This is a genomic window from Peribacillus sp. NPDC097895, assembly GCF_050277555.1.
Lineage (GTDB): Bacteria > Bacillota > Bacilli > Bacillales > DSM-1321 > Peribacillus.
This window is the reverse complement of the sequence record NZ_JBNNSH010000001.1, coordinates 1,544,892-1,564,876: the sequence shown is the minus strand read 5'-3', so window position 1 is coordinate 1,564,876 and position 19,985 is coordinate 1,544,892. Positions and strand designations below refer to the sequence as shown.

General features: G+C 39.8%; 18 protein-coding genes, 2 pseudogenes and 2 riboswitches. Of the genes and pseudogenes, 4 read left to right on the top strand and 16 right to left on the bottom strand.

All coding sequences use genetic code 11. The features are described from left to right. Nucleotides 1-2: 2 nt before the first annotated feature. On the bottom strand, nucleotides 3-1,235 hold the full coding sequence (gene mtnW / locus ACQKMH_RS07555; protein WP_427586791.1) for a 2,3-diketo-5-methylthiopentyl-1-phosphate enolase: 1,233 nt from the start codon (nucleotides 1,233-1,235) through the stop codon (nucleotides 3-5). Nucleotides 1,236-1,337: 102 nt separating this feature from the next. Next, nucleotides 1,338-1,490: riboswitch (SAM riboswitch) on the bottom strand. 124 nt (nucleotides 1,491-1,614) lie between these two features. Then, entirely contained in the window at nucleotides 1,615-2,787 is a 1,173-nt protein-coding gene (locus tag ACQKMH_RS07550) for a pyridoxal phosphate-dependent aminotransferase (protein WP_427586790.1), read from the bottom strand. Nucleotides 2,788-3,177: 390 nt separating this feature from the next. On the opposite strand from ACQKMH_RS07550, the gene ACQKMH_RS07545 reads away from it, so the two are divergent. The 3 genes from ACQKMH_RS07545 (at nucleotide 3,178) to mtnA (ending at nucleotide 5,913) form a co-directional block, all read left to right on the top strand. Continuing rightward, nucleotides 3,178-3,360 (top strand): hypothetical protein, encoded by a 183-nt coding sequence (locus ACQKMH_RS07545; RefSeq protein ID WP_427586789.1) that lies wholly within the window; start codon nucleotides 3,178-3,180, stop codon nucleotides 3,358-3,360. 59 nt (nucleotides 3,361-3,419) lie between these two features. After that, nucleotides 3,420-3,574: riboswitch (SAM riboswitch) on the top strand. Between the two features lie 75 nt (nucleotides 3,575-3,649). After that, on the top strand, nucleotides 3,650-4,852 hold the full coding sequence (mtnK, locus tag ACQKMH_RS07540) for an S-methyl-5-thioribose kinase (protein WP_427586788.1): 1,203 nt from the start codon (nucleotides 3,650-3,652) through the stop codon (nucleotides 4,850-4,852). 14 nt (nucleotides 4,853-4,866) lie between these two features. After that, entirely contained in the window at nucleotides 4,867-5,913 is a 1,047-nt protein-coding gene (mtnA, locus tag ACQKMH_RS07535; RefSeq protein WP_427586787.1) for an S-methyl-5-thioribose-1-phosphate isomerase, read from the top strand. Nucleotides 5,914-6,051: 138 nt separating this feature from the next. On the opposite strand, the gene ACQKMH_RS07530 is transcribed toward mtnA, so the two are convergent. From ACQKMH_RS07530 to qoxA, 12 genes and pseudogenes are all read right to left on the bottom strand, one after another. Next, the gene (locus tag ACQKMH_RS07530; RefSeq protein ID WP_427586786.1) at nucleotides 6,052-6,939 is read right to left on the bottom strand and encodes an LCP family protein; all 888 of its coding nucleotides are present in this window, start codon (nucleotides 6,937-6,939) and stop codon (nucleotides 6,052-6,054) included. Between the two features lie 116 nt (nucleotides 6,940-7,055). Beyond that, a complete protein-coding gene (locus ACQKMH_RS07525; protein WP_427586785.1) occupies nucleotides 7,056-8,540 on the bottom strand; it encodes a S41 family peptidase in 1,485 nt (494 codons plus the stop codon). 271 nt (nucleotides 8,541-8,811) lie between these two features. Next, nucleotides 8,812-9,516, bottom strand: a complete 705-nt coding sequence (deoD, locus tag ACQKMH_RS07520) for a purine-nucleoside phosphorylase (RefSeq protein ID WP_057912766.1) — start codon at nucleotides 9,514-9,516, stop codon at nucleotides 8,812-8,814. Between the two features lie 243 nt (nucleotides 9,517-9,759). Then, nucleotides 9,760-9,930, bottom strand: a complete 171-nt coding sequence (locus tag ACQKMH_RS07515; RefSeq protein WP_064505166.1) for a YozD family protein — start codon at nucleotides 9,928-9,930, stop codon at nucleotides 9,760-9,762. Between the two features lie 167 nt (nucleotides 9,931-10,097). Further along, on the bottom strand, nucleotides 10,098-10,805 hold the full coding sequence (locus tag ACQKMH_RS07510; protein WP_427586784.1) for a hypothetical protein: 708 nt from the start codon (nucleotides 10,803-10,805) through the stop codon (nucleotides 10,098-10,100). A 185-nt stretch (nucleotides 10,806-10,990) separates the two neighbouring features. After that, the gene (locus ACQKMH_RS07505; RefSeq protein ID WP_427586783.1) at nucleotides 10,991-12,757 is read right to left on the bottom strand and encodes an ATP-binding protein; all 1,767 of its coding nucleotides are present in this window, start codon (nucleotides 12,755-12,757) and stop codon (nucleotides 10,991-10,993) included. Between the two features lie 14 nt (nucleotides 12,758-12,771). After that, the gene (locus ACQKMH_RS07500) at nucleotides 12,772-13,014 is read right to left on the bottom strand and encodes a YozE family protein (RefSeq protein WP_427586781.1); all 243 of its coding nucleotides are present in this window, start codon (nucleotides 13,012-13,014) and stop codon (nucleotides 12,772-12,774) included. A gap of 338 nt (nucleotides 13,015-13,352) precedes the next feature. Next, nucleotides 13,353-13,490, bottom strand: a pseudogene (locus ACQKMH_RS07495) (hypothetical protein); the annotation flags it as partial. A gap of 310 nt (nucleotides 13,491-13,800) precedes the next feature. Continuing rightward, nucleotides 13,801-14,088, bottom strand: a complete 288-nt coding sequence (qoxD, locus tag ACQKMH_RS07490) for a cytochrome aa3 quinol oxidase subunit IV (RefSeq protein ID WP_377427142.1) — start codon at nucleotides 14,086-14,088, stop codon at nucleotides 13,801-13,803. A 2-nt stretch (nucleotides 14,089-14,090) separates the two neighbouring features. Beyond that, nucleotides 14,091-14,687: a cytochrome aa3 quinol oxidase subunit III gene (gene qoxC, locus ACQKMH_RS07485; RefSeq protein WP_098369342.1), complete on the bottom strand. Its 597-nt coding sequence runs from the start codon at nucleotides 14,685-14,687 to the stop codon at nucleotides 14,091-14,093. Further along, the gene (gene qoxB, locus ACQKMH_RS07480) at nucleotides 14,678-16,633 is read right to left on the bottom strand and encodes a cytochrome aa3 quinol oxidase subunit I (protein WP_427586780.1); all 1,956 of its coding nucleotides are present in this window, start codon (nucleotides 16,631-16,633) and stop codon (nucleotides 14,678-14,680) included. The genes qoxC and qoxB overlap by 10 nt, the downstream gene beginning before the upstream one ends. Nucleotides 16,634-16,683: 50 nt before the next feature. Next, nucleotides 16,684-17,625, bottom strand: a complete 942-nt coding sequence (qoxA, locus tag ACQKMH_RS07475) for a cytochrome aa3 quinol oxidase subunit II (protein WP_427586779.1) — start codon at nucleotides 17,623-17,625, stop codon at nucleotides 16,684-16,686. A gap of 122 nt (nucleotides 17,626-17,747) precedes the next feature. Between qoxA and ACQKMH_RS07470 the strand changes: the two are divergent. Next, nucleotides 17,748-17,900 (top strand): annotated as a pseudogene (locus ACQKMH_RS07470) (amino acid permease); the annotation flags it as partial. A 342-nt stretch (nucleotides 17,901-18,242) separates the two neighbouring features. On the opposite strand, the gene ACQKMH_RS07465 reads toward ACQKMH_RS07470, so the two are convergent. Further along, nucleotides 18,243-18,521, bottom strand: a complete 279-nt coding sequence (locus ACQKMH_RS07465; RefSeq protein ID WP_427586778.1) for a YokU family protein — start codon at nucleotides 18,519-18,521, stop codon at nucleotides 18,243-18,245. 1 nt (nucleotide 18,522) lies between these two features. Next, on the bottom strand, nucleotides 18,523-19,926 hold the full coding sequence (gene ablA / locus ACQKMH_RS07460) for a lysine 2,3-aminomutase (RefSeq protein WP_427586777.1): 1,404 nt from the start codon (nucleotides 19,924-19,926) through the stop codon (nucleotides 18,523-18,525). Between the last annotated feature and the right edge of the window lie 59 nt (nucleotides 19,927-19,985).

Genomic DNA, 19,985 nt, shown 5'->3' with positions numbered 1-19,985 from the left:
TCTTATAAGCCTCCCCATAAAACAAGAGCTTTTTTTAGTGTTTCTTCCTCAGCCGCCGCTTCAGATAGGTCCTTTCCTGCTAGAACGGCTTCCACAGCAGAACGGAAAGCCTTGGCCCCGCCTTCTGCTCCGTCAGGGTGTCCGTGGATTCCACCTCCGGCATTGATTACACTGTCTATACCAAAATCCTTGATTAGGTCGGGAACCATGCCCGGATGTATGCCTGCAGAAGGAACAGGGAAGGCTTTTTTCCATGAAAGTTCATCTTTTGTCAGAGCTTTTGCAATGGCTAATGTCTCGTCTTTTTCAAGTGCGACATTTCCATAAGGGGATGGGAATAAGGATAAATCTGCACCTGAAAGCCTCACTAATTTACCAAGCAATAATGGATAGCCGATTCCATAAAAGGATGAAGAAGCCAACGCTCCGCTAAATGCGGGATGTGCCATGATCGGTAGCTTAATATGATCATGTTCACGCAAGGCTTGCATTACATCCAAACCATATGTATGAACGTTGAACAATAAAGCGTCAGCCCCCGCTTCAGCTGCTTGCTCCGCCTTTTCCAATAATTCAAATGTTTTCCCTGATAGATTGACAGCATATAAAGTTCGATGACCAGTGGTTTCATAGACTTCATTCAATATTCTTTTTCCGGTTTTAATTCGATCGATAAATGGAGTCTGTTCCTGGTCAAAGAGAATCTCGTCGTCTTTTACAAGATCGACACCTCCTAATGCCTGTTGCTTCAGTTGCTCATTATGGAATGTTAAATCCCGTCCTAACACACCTTTGAAAATACTCATCACCAGAGGTCGATTATATACATCAATCTTCTCTCTTATGCCTGCAATACCAAATTGCGGACCAGGAAAAGCTTTGTGAATATCACCGATAAAATCCAAGTCGATCAGTTTAATTTCACCGTCCAATGAAAGTTTGCCGAAGACCGTCGTGAGGATTGCTGGTAAATCATTAGAGAAATTCCCCGTTGGATAAGCAATTTTAATGAATGAACGGTACACCTTCCGATCAAAATAGCGGTTAGCCTTCTCTTCTTCAGCTAATGGTGTCACAGAGACGACACGTCCCTTATGCTTTTCCAGCTGCATCTGAACTAAATGGGGCAGGTCCGTCCATGTTCCCACAGTCAAACCCAAGGCAATGCTTTCTGCTTTTTTCTCATGATTTCCATCAAAATCATGAATTAAGTAAGTAGCGATTATCTCGCTCATCTGATCACTCCTATAACACGTTAGTAGAATCTCGAAGTCATTAACTTTAAATCCCAAAATGACAAAAGCCCCTTCACAATGAAGAGGCTTTAAAAAGCCATCTTCTTATCTCCCAGCCATTAGCTGCAAGAATTAGCACCGTGCCTTGTGGATTTCAAGAAAATCCGGCGATGAATTTCGCCCCATTTTACAATGGAATTACGGTCGGTTGCTGGGCTTCATAGGGCTAGTCCCTCCACCTGCTCAAAATAAGAAAACGCTGATATATAGTTATGTTCAAGTATCGAAAGATTAAGAATTTAGTTTGTATTCTGACAGGTAATCCGTACTTTGTCAATAGGTTTATGATTATTTAAAGGTGGATAACTTCTCCCCCCAGTTAAAATATGTTTAATGCGCGTATCCGTTCGACAGCCTCTTTAAGCCGTTCTTCGGAAGTAAGAAGCCCTACCCTGACGTACCCTTCGCCAAATTCACCAAATCCATTTCCAGCAGCTACAGCTACATGGGCATGCGTTAATAAATAGTCCGCAAAACTCTCTGAGGTAAACCCTTTTGGTATCTTGAGCCAGGCAAAAAAAGAGGCGTCCGGAGCTTCGACATCCCAGCCGATGGCCTGTAATCCCTCAATGAAAACATTCCTTCGCCCCTCGTATTTCTTCACAAGCTCCTCTACACAACTCTGCGAGTCAAGTAGAGCACTTGCCGCTGCTTCTTGTATCGCCGGGAAGAGACTCACATAAAGATGGTCTTGCAAAAGCTCAAGCGCTTCTATGACACTTTTATTCCCAACTGCGAAGCCGACTCTCCACCCTGCCATATTATATGTTTTCGATAGTGTATATATTTCAATTCCTATATCCTTCGCTCCCTCAGCTTGGAGAAAGCTTATCGGTTTTTTCCCTTCAAATCCTATCGCCCCATAAGCAAAATCGTGGACCACACAAATTGAATGCTCTTTTGCGCAGGAGACCGTTTCCTCAAAGAAACTTAAAGTTGCAGATGCACCAGTAGGATTATTCGGATAGTTCAAGAACATCATTTTTGCTTTATCAAGCACATCACTATGTATATCTTTGTAATCCGGAAGAAAACCATTTTCTTCTGTCAGCGGCATGAATTCCGTTTTTGCCTGAGCTAAAACAACACCGGAAAGATAATCAGGATAGCCGGGATCAGGAACCAGAATCGTATCCCCAGGATTCAATAAACATTGTGGCAATTCTACAAGTCCTGCCTTTCCACCAAAGAGAATCGCCACTTCGCTATTGGGATCGAGCTTGACCCCATATTCACGTTCATAAAAGACAGCGGCAGCATCTTTTAAATATTGATGTCCACGGAACGGTGAATATTTATGATTTATCGGTTTTTCAGCGGCTGCCTGCAAACTTTTCACAATATGCTCAGGTGTCGGCTGATCAGGATTCCCCTGACCTAAATTAATGACATCATGACCTTGTGCTGTAATCGCATTGACTTTTGCGACTAGAGAGGCAAAAAACTGCTTGGGCAGTTCCTGAAGCAGTCTTGATTTTTCAAATTGCAACATTTTTACACCTTCTCTGAAATTTCTTGAAATTCTAGTCACAAATGATATATGTTTATCCTCATCTTGTAAAGCATTTTTTACATGTGGAGGTTTTATACAAGCCGATATCGTTATTTTACCAGAGTTTTGGACAACCGAATACGGCTTGACCAGGTTAAATGAGATTGCCGATGAAAAGGCAGAATAAACCACTGGCGAAAAAACATGTGCAGGATTCATTATGACATCCGTTTCCCGGAATGGCAGCGAGCCTATACCGCACAGGGCGTAGAAGTTCTATTCATACCGCAGAATGGCTAAACCAAGGCTTGAAACACTTGAGGCCCCTATTGATTAGCCGTGCCATCGAAAATCAAGTATATGCTGTGGCCGTGAATCGTTCAGGTACGGATGTCAAAAATATATTTGCCGGACATTCCGATTATAGATCCATGGGGAGTTATCGTAAGTGAAGCCGGAGAAGAAAACGAACTGTTGACAGGCACGCTGGACTTCAAGAAAGTATTGGAAGGTCGCAACAAAATACCTGTATTCGAAGATCGCCATCCGGATTATTATTATTTTCCCCATTGACAAACTATTTAAAAAGTTGTTATTATTTTCCCGAAGATTAAAATTTCAGAAAACATATACTCTTATCAAGAGCAGGCTGAGGGATAAAGGCCCTATGAAGCCCAGCAACCGACTGTAATACCATTGTGAAATGGGGCGGATTCACCGCCGGATTTTAAAATCCGCAGAGCACGGTGCTAATTCCACCAGAAAACTTTTTTCTGGGAGATGAGAGGTCCGAAGCTAAAACTTCTGCCTCTTTCTTAATGAAAGAGGCTTTTTTTATTCTTAAAATGTGGAGGGGAAAAGAATGACTCAAAACCATTCGAATTTTAAAATATTAACAAATGAAACAGCTATATCCCTTGCAATAAAACTAGGGTTGGTCAATGCAGATGCCAGTTTAAACTGTAAAGAAATCGGCGATGGGAACTTAAATTACGTTTTTCATATTACTGACACTGTCACAAAGAAAGGGTTAATAATCAAACAAGCGGTACCTTATGCCAAAGTACTGGGCGAAAGCTGGCCGCTGACCTTGAAAAGGGCCGCCATCGAAGCAAATGCGCTAATCCATTTCAAAAGCTATTGCCCCGAATTCGTACCGCAAGTATATTATTCGGATGAACAGCTTGCCATCACAGTCATGGAAGATTTATCACATTTGAAAATCGTAAGGACGGGATTGATCGATGGTGATCCATATCCACTGCTTTCACGACATATTGGTGAGTATGTTGCAAAGACGGCATTCTTCACATCCGATTATCATTTAGAACCATCTGCGAAAAAAGAAGTGGCCCGACACTTCACGAATCCAGAGCTTTGCAAAATCACCGAGGTCTTTATTTTCACGGATCCATTTTTCGAGGAGCACCCAGGAGATTTCGAGGTGGAATTGACTACTGCCGCCAAAAAGATTTGGAATGATCAAGAAGTGATACTCGAAGTCGCTAAGCTGAAACAAAGCTTTGAAACCGAGCAGGAAGCCTTGCTTCATGGAGATTTACATACTGGAAGTATATTTGCAAGTGAAACTGAGACAAAAATTATAGATCCAGAATTCGCTTTTTATGGACCCGTTGGTTTTGACCTAGGCCAATACACCGCCAACCTTCTCTTTCAGGCAGTCACACGCAACGCAGTTGGGAAAGAAGAGATTTTCACATACCTCCATGAATTTTGGAATGCCTTTGAAGAAACATATACTGAACTTTGGAACACCCAAAATAAAAGTCCCTTCCGTCATGTGAATGGTTATTTGACCTATTTACTGACTAAATTCAAAAGAGACGCATTCGGTTTTGCCGGCTGCGAACTGATTAGGAGAACAATTGGCCTTTCTCATGTTGCAGATTTAAATGTCATTGAAGATAAAGAAACAAGGATCGCAGCCAAAACGACAACATTGGAGATTGGTGCACTTTTAATTAAAAAACGGGATGAATTGGATGTTCCAGCAATAATTGAAGCGTTGAAGCAACATACACTGACATCTTATACACCCCTTTAAAAGGAGACATATACATGACTACACTTGCACCTTTACCATATTCGGTACAATGGGATGATACCCATATCACCTTATTAAATCAACAAGGCCTTCCCTCCATCACTGAATTTATTAAACTTCATTCAGTTGATGATGTATATGACAGCATTTTAACATTAAAGGTACGCGGGGCCCCAGCAATAGGACTGACTGCAGCATTCGGGGTGGCACTGGGTGCCAAACAGGAAACATCCACGGAATTAGGGGAATTCAAAAAAAATGTAATGAGTCATATTGAGAAGCTCGCCTCTTCAAGGCCTACTGCAGTCAACCTTTTTTGGGCATTAAAGAGAATGGAGAACATATTAAATGCAGCACAAAGTATTTCGGCTGCCAAAGAAGCACTGGTATCAGAGGCCCAAGCCATCTTTGCTGAAGATGAAGAAATGTGCAGGAAAATAGGGGAACATGGATTGTCCTTATTTGCTAAAGGAGATTCCATTCTAACTCATTGCAATGCCGGTGGAATCGCCACTGCCAGGTACGGCACGGCCTTGGCTCCCTTTCACTTAGCTAAAGAAAGGGACTTTCCGATAAAAGTATACGCTTGTGAAACCCGACCAGTCCTCCAAGGGGCCCGTTTGACCGCTTGGGAACTGATGCAAGCCGGTGTCGACGTCACCTTAATTTCTGATAATATGGCAGCCCATACGATTCATCAGAAACAAATCAATGGTATTATAGTTGGGGCCGATAGGATTGCGGCAAATGGAGATACAGCCAATAAAATCGGGACATTGGGATTGGCCATATTAGCCAGGCATTATGGTATCCCCTTTTATGTGGCCGCTCCATCAACCACATTCGATCTTTCTATCGAGTCAGGTACATCCATCCCAATCGAAGAACGGAATGGAGATGAAATCACGTTTATTCAAGGTGTACGAATCGCCCCGGAAAATGTGAAGACATTCAATCCAGCCTTTGACGTTACACCTAATCATCTAATTACCAGCATCATTACGGAAAACGGAATCATTCAACCGGATTTTGTCAAAAACATTCCATTTTATGTTAAGTGATCGAGGCTTCATTTTATTGACGACTAAAAAAACGAGACGGATATCCGTTCTCGTTTTTTCACTCATTGATTTATTCTTGCGAGGTGTATTATAAAATTATAACTTGATCCACTTAATATGATGTTTTCGATGAAATCCCTACTTTGAAAAGAAATCTTGAAGTGCCTTCTTATTTTTAGCAGAGTCCATTTCCAACACGGCTCCGGTCTCTGGATATACTTCATCTTTAAAGCTTCCTTCCACTGGGACCCTTAAAGTTTCGACGGTGTCTGGTGTATGAAAGACGACTTTTGGACCCATTTCCATTATCGTTTTCAGTCCTATATCCGTATCTAAATATGAAAGTCCTTGTTCGATTATATCAGGAAGGGCTACCATCCCTTCAAAGGATGAGATTTGGTTTATAAACCCTGTTTTTAATTGAACCATTACTTCTTGTTGACGTTCTACCCTTCCAAAATCACTTTCATCGTCATGTCTAAAGCGGACATATTTCAATAGTTCCTCACCATGTAAAACATTTTCACCAATGCTTGCTTGAATGCTCATATCATCAATGATTTCCTGGTCCACATCCACCACTACCCCCTCAGGGGCAAGCAAGTCCACCATTTTCACAAAACCCTGAAAGTCAATGACTGCTACATGATCGACTTTTACTCCAAAGTTTTCGCGGATGGTTTTCTTGAGTAGTTCCCTTCCGCCATAATAATAGGCTGCATTAATTTTATTATATCCGGATTTATATCCTGGGATTTTCACATAACTGTCACGCATGATGGAAGCCAACTTAAGTTTCTCCTGTTCAGGGTAGTACTTTGCCAGCATAATCGCATCTGATCGGGATTTTTTCTCGCCCCTAGAATCAACACCAATAAATAGAAATGTTTTCTCGCTTTCTGGGTTATCTACTTTGGTGAACTTTTTTTCCGTACCTGCATTTCCATTTTGTTTGGGTAAAGGGGCATAGGTGCAGCCTGCCAGAATCAAGACCATTAGATATATGAAAAGTACCTTTTCTTTCATTACCTCACCTCATCGGAAATTTACCGATATTTTTGCCTTTTATTGGAATTTTATGCATATAAGGACAAAAAAGCCTGTCAACGGTGACCGCTGACAGGCTTTTTAGTATAAAACATTTATTTGATTTCTTTCTTTACTACTTCTACCGCTTTTTTCACTTGTGTGTCGTTTTTAAGGATTTTCTCACGGATGACCTGCATCAATTTGACGGTAGTATCGTCTTTAATGGTGCCAGTTTCGTTAATTTTTTGGTCCCTTTGGAATTCTTTGACTGCATTGGTTGTTTCTTGATCAAAGAATCCATCTATCTTACCTGGATCATGACCAGCTACCTTCAGCATCTCTTCAGCTGCTTTCACTTCACTGGAAGAATCGGATGCTTTCAATTCCTTATCCGGCGAAATGTATGGAAGGCTGGCATAGTCAGGAAGTTTGACATTAATATCCGGCTTAATCCCTTTTTTATGAATCCAGTTGCCTTTAGGAGTCAACCATTTAGCCGCGGTGTATTTGAAGTTAGAACCATCCTCGAAGTCTTGGGCAGTCTGGACAGTCCCTTTCCCAAATGATTTAACACCAATCAATGGGATGTCCGCTGATTCACTGACGGCCGCTGCGACAATCTCAGAAGCGCTGGCACTGCCATCATCAATCAATACGGCTACCGGAATCTTCAACTCTCCGTCATTTTTGGATTTATAGACTTCTTTATTCCCGCTACGCTCCTCAACTTGAAGGACCACTTCCCCATTTGGTATGAACAGGCTTGCCATATCTATAGCTTGGTCAAGCAGCCCTCCAGGGTTTCCTCGCAAATCCAAAACTAGACCCTTCATATCTTTCTTGGACATTTCTTCAAGCGCCGTTTTCAGCTCTTGGACAGTATGTTCGGAAAAACTGGTTACTTGTATTTTTGCAACCCCATCATCAAGCATTTCCGCATAAACTGTTTCAATCGGGATTGTGTCACGTTTAATCGTAAGCTCAATCGGTGCGGACTCACCCGCTCTCGAGATGGATAAATCCACTTTCGTTCCCTTTTTGCCCCTGATTTTCAAGACAGCTTCAGAAGAACTTAACCCTTCTACGCTTTTCCCGTCTACACTTAAAATGATATCATTCGGTTTTATCCCTGATTTTTCTGCGGGAGATCCTTTAATCGGTGAGACGACCATAATTTGTCCATCCTGCTCTTGTATCTCGGCACCGATACCTTCAAAGGAGGAAGAGATGCTCTCATGGAAACTCGAAGCTTCCTTTTTATCCATATAAGCAGAGTATGGATCATCCAATGAATTGATCATCCCATTAATTGCACCGTCAACAAGCTTGTCTTCATCAATTTCTTCATAATAATTATCTTTTATGGTATCGTATGTAGAATACAGCTTTTCAAATTCCGAATGTTTATCCGGTGCTGATGGATCTACTTTTTCATCTCCAAAGATCAAGGCTATTGTAGTAATCCCTGCGGTTAGGAATATGACTAAGAAAATCCCCATAATGAACGTAAACTTCTTTATTTTAATGAATTTCCCTGCCTCTTTTGGCTGTTTTTGATTTTCTTCTTCCACTGAAGCCTCACCACTTTCATTCTTCATGACGATATAAACGATTTCTTTCTATTTTATCAGCTTTCGTGCCAATCGAAAAATAATAGTTATCAAAAATAACAATTTTGTTCATATGTATTTTTTAAACGGTTCACACAGGTAAAATCAAAAGGAATACTCATGACATTCCGCATTTCCGAATTGATCATTCATTACATTACAAAAACACGGATACCAAGGAATAAATGAGCCTGTATCCCGACCGTCATTATACAGCATCACTTATTCCTGGTCACCCGCCTGTCATTACATCCAAACATCAGTCTTGTATAGCTGCTTCCAATGCCACTTCAACCATTTCGTTAAAAGTTGACTGACGCTCTTCAGAACTCGTTTCCTCACCAGTTAAAATGTGATCGGAAATGGTTAATACAGATAAAGCTTGACGTCCGAATTTAGCAGCAAGCGTGTATAAAGCCGCTGATTCCATTTCTATCGCAAGTATCTGGTATTTTGCCCATTTTTCCAATTCACTATTATCATTATAAAACTGATCAGCCGTAAACACATTGCCGACCTTTAATTGCAAGCCCTTAGCCGTGCCCGCGTCATAAGCTTTTCTAAGCAAGTCGAAATCCGCAGTCGGGGCAAAGTCCACTCCACCAAATGTCATGCGGTTCATTTGTGAATCGGTTGAAGCACTCATTGCCAGGATTACATCCCTGACTTTTACATCTTTTTGAATGGCTCCGGCCGTACCAACACGAATCAGCTTCTGGACATTATAACTATTCATCAATTCATTCACGTAGATGGAAATGGATGGAACACCCATGCCTGTACCTTGGACAGAAATCCGTTTACCTTTATATGTACCTGTATATCCAAACATGTTACGTACTTCATTGTAAAGTTTAGCATCCTCTAAAAATGTTTCAGCAATATATTTTGCACGCAATGGGTCTCCAGGAAGCAAGACCGTTTCCGCAATTTCATTTTCTTTAGCACCAATATGTACGCTCATACAACTATGTCCTCCTTAACTTGTGGGTGAAATGATATTCACAAACTACTATACCATATCAACCACAAGTTAGGAAAATTGAACATTATCCAAGAGCACCTAAAGAAAAGTAAACGAAGACATCATGACAAGAATTGTGGCACCTTTCCTATAAACCGCAAACAAAACGGCGGGGTTCCGCCGTCTTTTTTAAAAGATTTTTTAATTTAAGGGTAAGGAAGCTGCTAACCGTCTAATGACAGGTTACTCATCGACTTCTTCATCAATTATGCATTTTTCAAGAAGATATTCGAATGTGATGTCAGCAAGATCTTCAACTTCAGCTTCTGTTGGAAGATAGCCCCGTCTTATCAATTCTTGAAAAAAGAATTCCGCTATCTCTTCTGTATCAATAAAAACCTCAATTTCTCGCAAATCATCGCCCCCTTAATTAAAGGTGTATGAATGACTAGAGACAAATATTCCAGTTGCATTCCATAATGAAAAATCATATGAATTGCCTTCATGTATTAAGGACCATTCCTGACCATTTTGGAATGAAAGCTTTTTCAAGGAATATCGCCCCTAACCATGGAAACCTTTCACTTCGTTTGCTTCTTTTTATGATCTGGATAAATTTCCTCTGCCGCTTTTTCAATTTTAGCAAGGGCTATCTTCATGATATGACGATATTCATCATCGCCAAAATGCTCATAGAGCTTACAGTAATCATTATATAAATCCAAAAGTCCATCAATCATTTCCTTTTTTTCATTTTTTGTCATTGTCATTTCTCGCTCACCTTTACCAGGGTTGTTTTGTTTAGCAATGATAGCAAGCTCATTATTCTTTTTAGAAAGGAGCAGCCCTAATTTTCGAATAATCCCATCTGCACGTTTAGCATCGGCAATTAAAGTCAGTTCTTCTTCATGCGCTTCAAGCCATTCACCGTCTGAGATTCGTGATAACTCATAGATTACATCCTCCCAGGCATTTTCCTTATAGCGCCAAATCTCCGTTCGATAGCCGATAATCTTGAAATAATCATGTTCATATCCATCTACCTGGACTAAGTCACCTAATAAAAATTTATATTCAATATCGATTTGTTCCTTTTGATAAAGGATTTCTCCTTCATATTCATTTATCGATTGCAATGTTTTTTCGATATAAAGGCCTTCACTATAGTTCACTTCATACACATAAGCACCATCGAGAAATTTTACATCGGTTATATTCCCGACTGTCCCATACATTGTTATTACGACTGTATCGCCTATTTTAAATTTCGGCTGTTTTTTTTTGCCCATAAGAGACATCCCCCAATATGGTCCTTATCGTTTGATTAGTAAATTATATGCACAAACAAACATAGAGGTTAATGGAAATGAGAGGGCATTTTGCTCATTTGCATAATAACTTGCCACCCTTTAATATAGGGCAGGTTCCAATAATGAAAACCTGTTACCTTTTCTTGCAACGACCAAAAACCGCCTCATTTAATGAGACGGTTCGTAGTAGGGATAACGAGGGTCACTTTCGTTCCTTCGCAGTAGGTACTTTCAATTTGGAATTTCCCTTTCAATTCCTCCATGATCTGGATGCAGGTCGCTACACCTAAGCCGTTTCCATCTGGTTTGGTGGTATAAAAGGGCATGCCAATATTTTTTAAGTTCTCGGGACTGATACCTTTTCCATCATCTCTGATCATTACATTGACATATTGTGAAATGGCAGTCATTCGCAGTTCAATCTGCCCTTTTCCATCGATGGCTTCATAAGAATTATTCAAGACATTCAAGAGAACCTGCCGTAACCGGTTTTTGTCGGAATAAACAAAGACGGATTGTGTCAATCCATTAATTAATTTCACATGAGAACTTGGAATTGGAGAGGTATATGTATCTATAATTTCATCAATAAAATCTTTTAAATCAAGTTTTTCCCATTCGAGTTGATGAGGTTTTGCCAAATCCAGGAGTTGTGTCACGAATACATTGACCCGATCCACTTCATGAAGCATGACATCACTATATTTTTCTATTAATGTTTTATCATGGTCATGGCTCTTCAATAGTTGGAAAAAACCCTTTATTGTCGTCAGCGGGTTCCTGATTTCATGGGCAACCCCGGCAGCAAGTTGACCAACATATTTTAATTTTTCCGTACGGACGATTTCCTTTTCGCGATCTTCAATCGTTTCCATCATTCTTAGAAAGGCAAGGTGCAATTTTTCCATTTCTTCGAAGCTTCTTTTATCGGAAACGACGAATTCTTTTCCTTCAATAAAATCCTCTGTCGCCTCCACTAGATCCTGAACTGGCCTCACAAGAGTCCTAGTAAGTAAATAGACAGCCAGAATGATAGAAACAAATACGATACTGTAGATTGTCAGATAACGTGTTAAAAGGTCATGCAAAGGCTGAAACACCTGTTTCTTATCTGCACCCACAACTACAAACCATTTATTCTCCGTTTGCGCTATCGTATGGACAGGCTGAATGGAATATATTTTTTCTCCATTCTCTGCACTGTACAATTCATCAGATATCGAAGCCTCCATCAGTTTCTCTTTTGTTAGTCCCATTTCCTCCAAGGCCGAATCCTTAAATACACCATGCGGGTCTTTTTTTGATATCATGATGCCTTCTTGATTTATCATGAAAAAGTTCACTGGATACTTATCGCTAATTTCATTAGCCTTTTTCTCCATCATCTCCCAAAGCCCTTCCAAACGGAAAGCCGGAGACACGACACCAATCATTTTCCCTGTAACATCATGTACCGGTGCACTCAAAGCTATTACGGGTTCTGAGTTAGCTTTGGTTTTATATACGTCAGAAAGGAACTCATGACCTTCCAAGGCCTCTTTAAACCATATCCTATTCGCGAGATGATCTCCAATCATTTTATTGGAGGTATCAGCTATTACATTTCCCTCCAAATCCAAGTACAATATCCCGTAATAATTTCCTTTTGCATCGTTGAACTTTTTTAGTTCAACTGACTTCTCTTCTTTTGATGAGTCAGGATTGATGACTACCGAATTTGCACTCATTAACTTCACATCACTGATCCGTTCGTTCAAATAGTTATATGTTTCATTGACAATATTCAGTGAGCCTGCATTCAAGGCATTTCTTGCTTCCTTTTCAAGTAAGGATCGTTGTGATCCATATGAAATGATACCCAATATGAGAACTGGTACACTGGCTATAAGCAAAGAATAAAGCAAAATTCGGGTTTGAAGGCTCTTAAACATCCTTCCGATCCTCCCTATTCCTGATTTCCCGAAAGAAGTCCTTCTTCTATTTGGACATATTGTTCCCAAGCATGATCAAACACAGACATACTTTCGAGATAGTCTGCATTCAATTCTAAATAACTGCTCACTTCATTATAATCAGTCGATTGCTTTGGGAAGCCATGGTCCTGATAAGCATAATTGGCAAATTTAGTGATGGCGTCAATTTCCTTCGGTTGTCGAAACTTCATTAAATATAAATAAAATGGTCTCATATTGTCGAGCCCCCTTAAAAATAACTATGATTTCTGCTTTAATATATCGGAAACTTTCTCTTCCGTCCACTTTTTTAAAATCAATTTGAAAATTTTCTTCCTCCTGTCATAGACAATCAACGATTTTTCATCAGGAGCGGCATTCGAAATATATCGAGCTGCAATATAGATATAGTTCTCAATCCATATTGCTTCCATTCTTTATAGTCGGGAAATCTTTTTTAGTTTGTAAAAACGCTTAGCCACTTCAATTGATGGAGAAAGAGTTTTTTGTGATCCATCAGGTTCCAACCATTCTTTAATTCCCATTTTGTGATGGGGAAAACCCCTACATGGACGATGGCATCATCTACAAGTCCAGAAGTATAATGCTCTGGTTCAGGATATGTTGCTATCGCACCTTCAAAATTTCGGAGCACCGTTTTGGTTGGGGATTGTGAGAGGAAATAATTCGGCTGCAGTGTAATTTCCCCTCCCCTCCTGGAGTTTAACTTACTTTTTAAGTGGGTTCATATAAATTAAAAAGCAAGTAAAGAATAATCATCTCTACTTGCCTTTCAATTGAACTCTATTGTTAGTTTTTCTATATTATTTATTGCTTTTATTTGCTGTAAAAGATCCAGTCTTTTCACTATCCCCTTAAACCTACCCATTTTTCCTCAATTATATTGGGGTTCTTACGATTAGTATGAAGAACATGTAACTCACGAGTAGGATTTAACTCATTGTCCCTATTTCAACTTCAATTACTCATCATACGCCTTCTGTTTCCCAAGCTGTTTCATATCAATAACTCCAACCCCAGACCATACATAGTATTGTTCCGAAGACAGTAATTAGAGCTAGGAATATAGCGCAATATAGAGTCATAAAAATTGATTTGCTATCATCAGTTTCACGAGCATGCATAAACACAACTAGTTGAACAGCTGCTTGTATGAAGGCTGTCAATATAAAAATCGTCATTCCTGTTGCTTTTGACATATTGAAGAAGTAAACAAAAAGAGCTACAACCGTCAAAATCAATGAAAATACAAAACCCCATACTTGTTTAGCCGGAAATAATTCCTTCATGTTTATGTCATTCCTTTCATGTAGATAAAGGTGAAGATGAAGATCCAAACGATATCTAAGAAATGCCAGTAAAGAGAGAAAATGAAGGATTTGTTGGCTGTTTCAGGTGTCAACCCGCGTTTTTTCACTTGAAGGATAATAAATAACCCCCAGAAAAGTCCTAATGTAACATGTGCTCCATGTGTCCCTAATGTTGTAAAGAGCATCGATGTAAATGCACTAGTTTGCAGTGTAGCTCCTTCGCGATAATAGGTAATGAACTCAGTAATTTCAAATCCTAAGAATCCTAATCCAAGAAGGAGAGTGATTACGAAGAATGTCAACATGGCTTTCTTGTTGCCAAGTCGCATGGCATGAATTCCAAGCCCGATGACAAAACTGCTGGTTAAGAGCAAGAATGTTTCAGCAAGTACTGGAGTGATTTCAAAAATTTCTGCTCCAGTAGGACCGTTACCCGTACGATCAACTAATGTAAAATATGATGCAAAGAGTGTTGCAAAAAGCATAATTTCGGCTCCGAGGAAAATCCAGAAGCCTAAAATATTTAGACGATTTTGTTCCGTACTATATTCAAGAGGTTGCGAGTGATCTATTTCCATTTATTAACACCCCCGAATTTTGCTTCTGTCTCTTTAATTTCTTCTACAGAAATGTAATGTCCATGATCTATTTCGAATGAACGATGAGCCATGCAAACAAAGATACCGATTAACCCAATAATCGCAAGAAACCATATGCTGAATACTAACGCAAATCCAAAGACAAAGAAGATACAGGACATGATAAACGGTCCGCCGCTGTTATTGGGCATATGAATTTTTTCATAGTCACCCTTGAATAATTCATGACCATTATATTTAGCATCCCAAAACGTTTCCCTTGAGTTCACATGTGGAATAATAGCAAAGTTATATTCTGGTACTGGATTATGAGTAGCCCATTCAAGGGAACGTGCATCCCACGGATCATCACTAACATCTCTTGGAGCATGGCGAATGCTATAGTAAATCGTATATACGATTAATACAAAGCTGATTGCCATTAAAAATGCCCCGATAAACGAAATCATATTCAATGGTCCAAATCCAGTCGATTCAGAGTATGTGTATATACGACGTGCTTGACCATCTAAACCAGTGATATACATAGGGAAGAATGCTAAGCAAAAACCAATGGTTAGAAACCAGAACGCCCATTTCCCAATCCTTTCATTCAACATGAAACCAAACATTTTCGGCCAGTAGTAAGTTCCGGCACCAAGCACAGCAAATACTACACCCGGAATAATGACATTGTGGAAGTGAGCTACTAAAAACATTGTATTATGGTATTGATAATCCGCCGCTGACATCGCAAGCATAACCCCGGTAACTCCACCGATTGTGAAAAGAGGTATGAAACCTATTGAATAAAGCATAGGTACGGTAAATCTGATTCTGCCTTTCCACATCGTGAACAACCAGTTAAAGATCTTGATTCCAGTCGGAATAGCAATTACCATCGTTGTAATCGAGAAAATACTATTAACATACGCTGCTTGCCCCATTGTAAAGAAATGGTGCGTCCAAACGAAGAATGAATATATAGAGATAAATACCATTGAAGCAACCATTGATCGATAGCCATATAGGTTACGTCGTGAAAAGGTTGGGATAATCTCACTAAAAAGACCAAATGCAGGCAAGATTAAGATATATACTTCAGGATGTCCCCAAACCCAGAACAGGTTAGCCCAAAGCATATCCATACCGCCTTCAGTCATTGTGAAAAACTTGGTTGCGAATAGTCGATCCATTGTTCCCATGATAAGCGCCACTGTTAATACAGGGAATGCGAAAATGATAATAATGCTTGTGACTAAAGCAGACCATGTAAACATTGGCATTTTCATTAATGTCATACCGGGTGCTCTCATTTTAAGAATAGTCGTCAAAAAGTTAATCCCCGTCATTAATGTACCTATTCCGGCTATTTGAATACCAATCATATAATAATTCGTTCCAACATGAGGGCTAAATTCATTACCTGCAAGCGGGAAATAAGATGACCACCCTGCATCAGGCGAACCACCAATTACAAAAGAGATGTTGAATAGCATCGCACCCATAAAAAATAACCAGAAACTTATGGCATTTAGACGTGGGAATGCTACATCCCGGGCTCCAATTTGTAATGGCACGACGAAATTCATTAAGGCCATAATGTACGGCATCGCCATAAAGAGAATCATCACAACCCCGTGTGTTGAAAAAATTTCATTATAGTGCTGTGAATCTAATAATTTGTTATCCGGTACGGCAAGTTGCGCACGCATCATCACAGCATCTACCCCACCACGAAATAGCATTAACAAAGCAGATATTAGATACATAATACCTATTCTTTTATGATCGACTGTTGTTAGCCAACCACTCCATAAATAAAACCATTTTTTAAAGTGGGTTAAACCAAAAATGATCAAGAGAACAGTAACACCAATGGCCACCATTGATGAGTAAATGACGGGACTAGGATTAGGTATAAGAAATCTAGAGAAAAAACCCATACTTTTGTGTTTCCTTTCTGAAAATATTTTTCTTGAGATAGACTAAGAAATTATTCATGATTGTGTGCTGATTTTTCTTTACTATTACTTGACTTATGATCATGCTCCATATGTTCACCTTTTGAATTCGTGTTAGAGTCACTTGATCCATGATGATGTCCAGCATTTTCTCCTTCTGGAGCTGGTGAGAAGTCTAAATGAGTTCCAGTAAACGTTAACTGTCCCTCATGACCCGGTTTTAATAATTCATTGAATCTTACTTCAGTAATAGGTTTCGCAGTTTCTTTAACTTCCTTTACCCATTCATCAAACTTATCTTGAGACATCGCTTCGACGTGGAACGTATTTTCAGCGAATCCTTTCCCACTAAAGTTTGCATTTCGTCCCATCATTTCGCCTGATTCGTCCGCTGCTAAGTGTAATGTGGTCACCATGTTAGACATGGCATATTTTTGACCGCCAAGTTGTGGAATCCAGAAACTCGTGATAGGCCCGAATGAATAAAGTTTAAATTCAAGTGGTCGATTTGTTGGAATATACAAGTAGTTTACTGTCTCGATATCGTTTTCTGGATAACTAAAATGCCACTTCCAGTCAGATGAAGAAGCGTAAATAACTAATGGATCTTGACCTTTGTACCCTTCCGGAGTGGCTTCCACTTTATTGTTGGAAATTACAGAAACAACGGAGAAGAAAATGACGATTAAAATTGGCACCCCAACAATAATCGTTTCAACAACATGATTCCCTTCAATGTAGGGTGGTTCATAATCTTTAGGTAGTTTAGAGTCACGGTATTTGATTAACACAAAGACTAAAATAGCACAAACAACAATAACAATAACCGCCATGATCGCAATTGATAGCCAAATCACATTGGCTTGCGTTTGGGCTTGAGGTCCTTTAGGATCTAAGACCGCTAATGATTCACAGCCAGAAAGCACATTGACTATGGTAGAAAGAATAGCCAATAAAACCCATTTTGTTTTCATATAAGTATCCTTTCTTTTAAGATTTTATTTCTAAGTTATCCACAAACGATGAAGTTATCCCAAAAAATGTTTATTAAGAAACTTCTCACAATGACATTTATAGGCGGGATGAATATGTATAAATGCATTTGGGGAATATTCAAAGTAAGGGAAGTGAAAATGAAAATTTAAAATGGTGGCAATTGTCCTTAATAGGGGTTGGCTGCACTATTGGTACTGGATTTTTTCTTGGATCGGCCATTGGAATAATCATAACAGGCCCTTCAATTGTCCTTCCTTTACGACAGCCGCAGGGATCTTAATTTTGTTCAATTGGTCATTCACTATTATTTCTGCTCTTCATATTTTGAAAATAAAAATTAGTTGTTTTAACAGTGCTTTTTCATCTACCCTAATACCCATTGAAGAAATTTCAAAAAACCTCTCCAAAGAAGCTTCCAAAATAATATATCTCAATTTATCGCTTGCTTCCTTCAGAATTCCGCGTCACCACGGAAAGCAACCGCTAATTATGCTTTCACTGTTCGAGATATGCACCCCATAGACCTCACCGCCGGGCGCAAAGAAAAAAACCTCACCAAAAAAAGTAGGTGAGGCAACTTCTAATTATTTTGTTATTACCCAAAATCAAAATAATTCCGCTTTAATAACCTTTTCATGTTCATTAACTCCAAGTACTTTGTCTGTTTTGCAAGCTGTTTCGTATCGATTAAAAATAGTTGATTTTCAATTTCTTTCACTATTTCATCATTTTGAAAAAGAGCATCGCAATTTTCACAATGGGATGAAGGGGTTTCAGTAATTTCAACCGCCCTCGTTCCGTCCGGCAGTTCCCAGTACACTGTACCCTCTACCGAAGTAAGCTTTCCTTTCTCACACCATGGACACGTCTCCACTCTATTCATCTCCCTTTGGAGTGCTCTTTTTTTGCTGTGCCTGAAACTTCTTTTCTTTTAACAGATCTCTCTTTTCACGTTGATTTTTCAATGTAGCATGTTCTGGGTTGGTCACGTATTTTTCCCGTCGGTTCATTCGCTTCAGTCCTTCAGGCACTAAATTGAATTGCTTGTCGTTCATTAAGCCGGAAACACCTATATCTGACCGTTTTTCTTCCATATCAGGATATACCCCTTTAAAATAATCATCTGCAAGTCCAGGAGTATAATGCTCTGGTTCAGGATATGTTGTTATCACACCTTCAAAATTTCGGAGCACCGTTTTGGTGGGGGATTGTGAGAGGATATAATTCGGCTGCAGTGTAATTTTCCCTCCCCCTCCTGGAGCATCGACGACAAATGTAGGAACGGCATAACCTGATGTATGTCCGCGGAGTCCCTCTATGATTTCAATCCCTTTTGATATGGGAGCCCTGAAATGACCGATGCCTTCCGAGAGATCGCACTGATAAATATAGTAAGGCCGGACTCGAATCTTGACAAGGTCATGCATCAGCTTTTTCATGATTGCGACACTGTCATTTATCCCTGCTAATATAACAGCCTGATTGCCAACCGGTACACCTGCATCGGCAAGCATCTCACACGCTTTCTTCGACTCTTCGGTAATTTCTATCGAGGTATTGAAGTGAGTATTCAACCAAATCGGATGATACTTTTTTAAAATGGTACATAAATTTTCCGTGATTCTTTGAGGAAAGACAACTGGGGCCCGCGTACCAATCCTGATTATTTCAACGTGAGGTATTTCCCTTAAGTTTTTGATGATATATTCAAGGATCGTGTCGTTAATCAATAATCCGTCCCCACCGGATATAAGGACATCCCGAACTGCTGGTGTATCACGTATATAGCCGATTGCAGCATCTAATTGTTTTTTGGGCACGCCCATCCCGATTTGTCCTGAAAAGCGTCTTCTCGTACAATAACGGCAGTACATGGAGCACTGATTCGTCACCAAAAAAAGGACTCGATCAGGGTATCGATGGGTAAGGCCCGGGACAGGGGAATCCTCATCTTCATGAAGGGGATCTTCCATGTCATATTTGGTTTTATGCATTTCTTCCGAGATGGGGACCGATTGCATTCTGATAGGACATCGCGGGTCATCTTTATTCATCAACGAAGCGTAATATGGGGTGATATTCAATGGGATGGTTTTAGTGGAAATCCTTACGCCTTCCTCTTCATCCGGAGTCAGGTTAATCACTTTTTTCAAATCATCAACAGTTCGGATAGTATTCGTAAGCTGCCACAGCCAGTTGTTCCATTGTTCTTCGGTTACATCTTTCCATAGCTCTATATCTTTCCAATTGCGCTCTGGCTTATATAAGTCAAATAACATGGTAATACCTCCTGAGTTATGATAGTAGTATTAAATGCAAGAAGGGTGCCAAAATGACC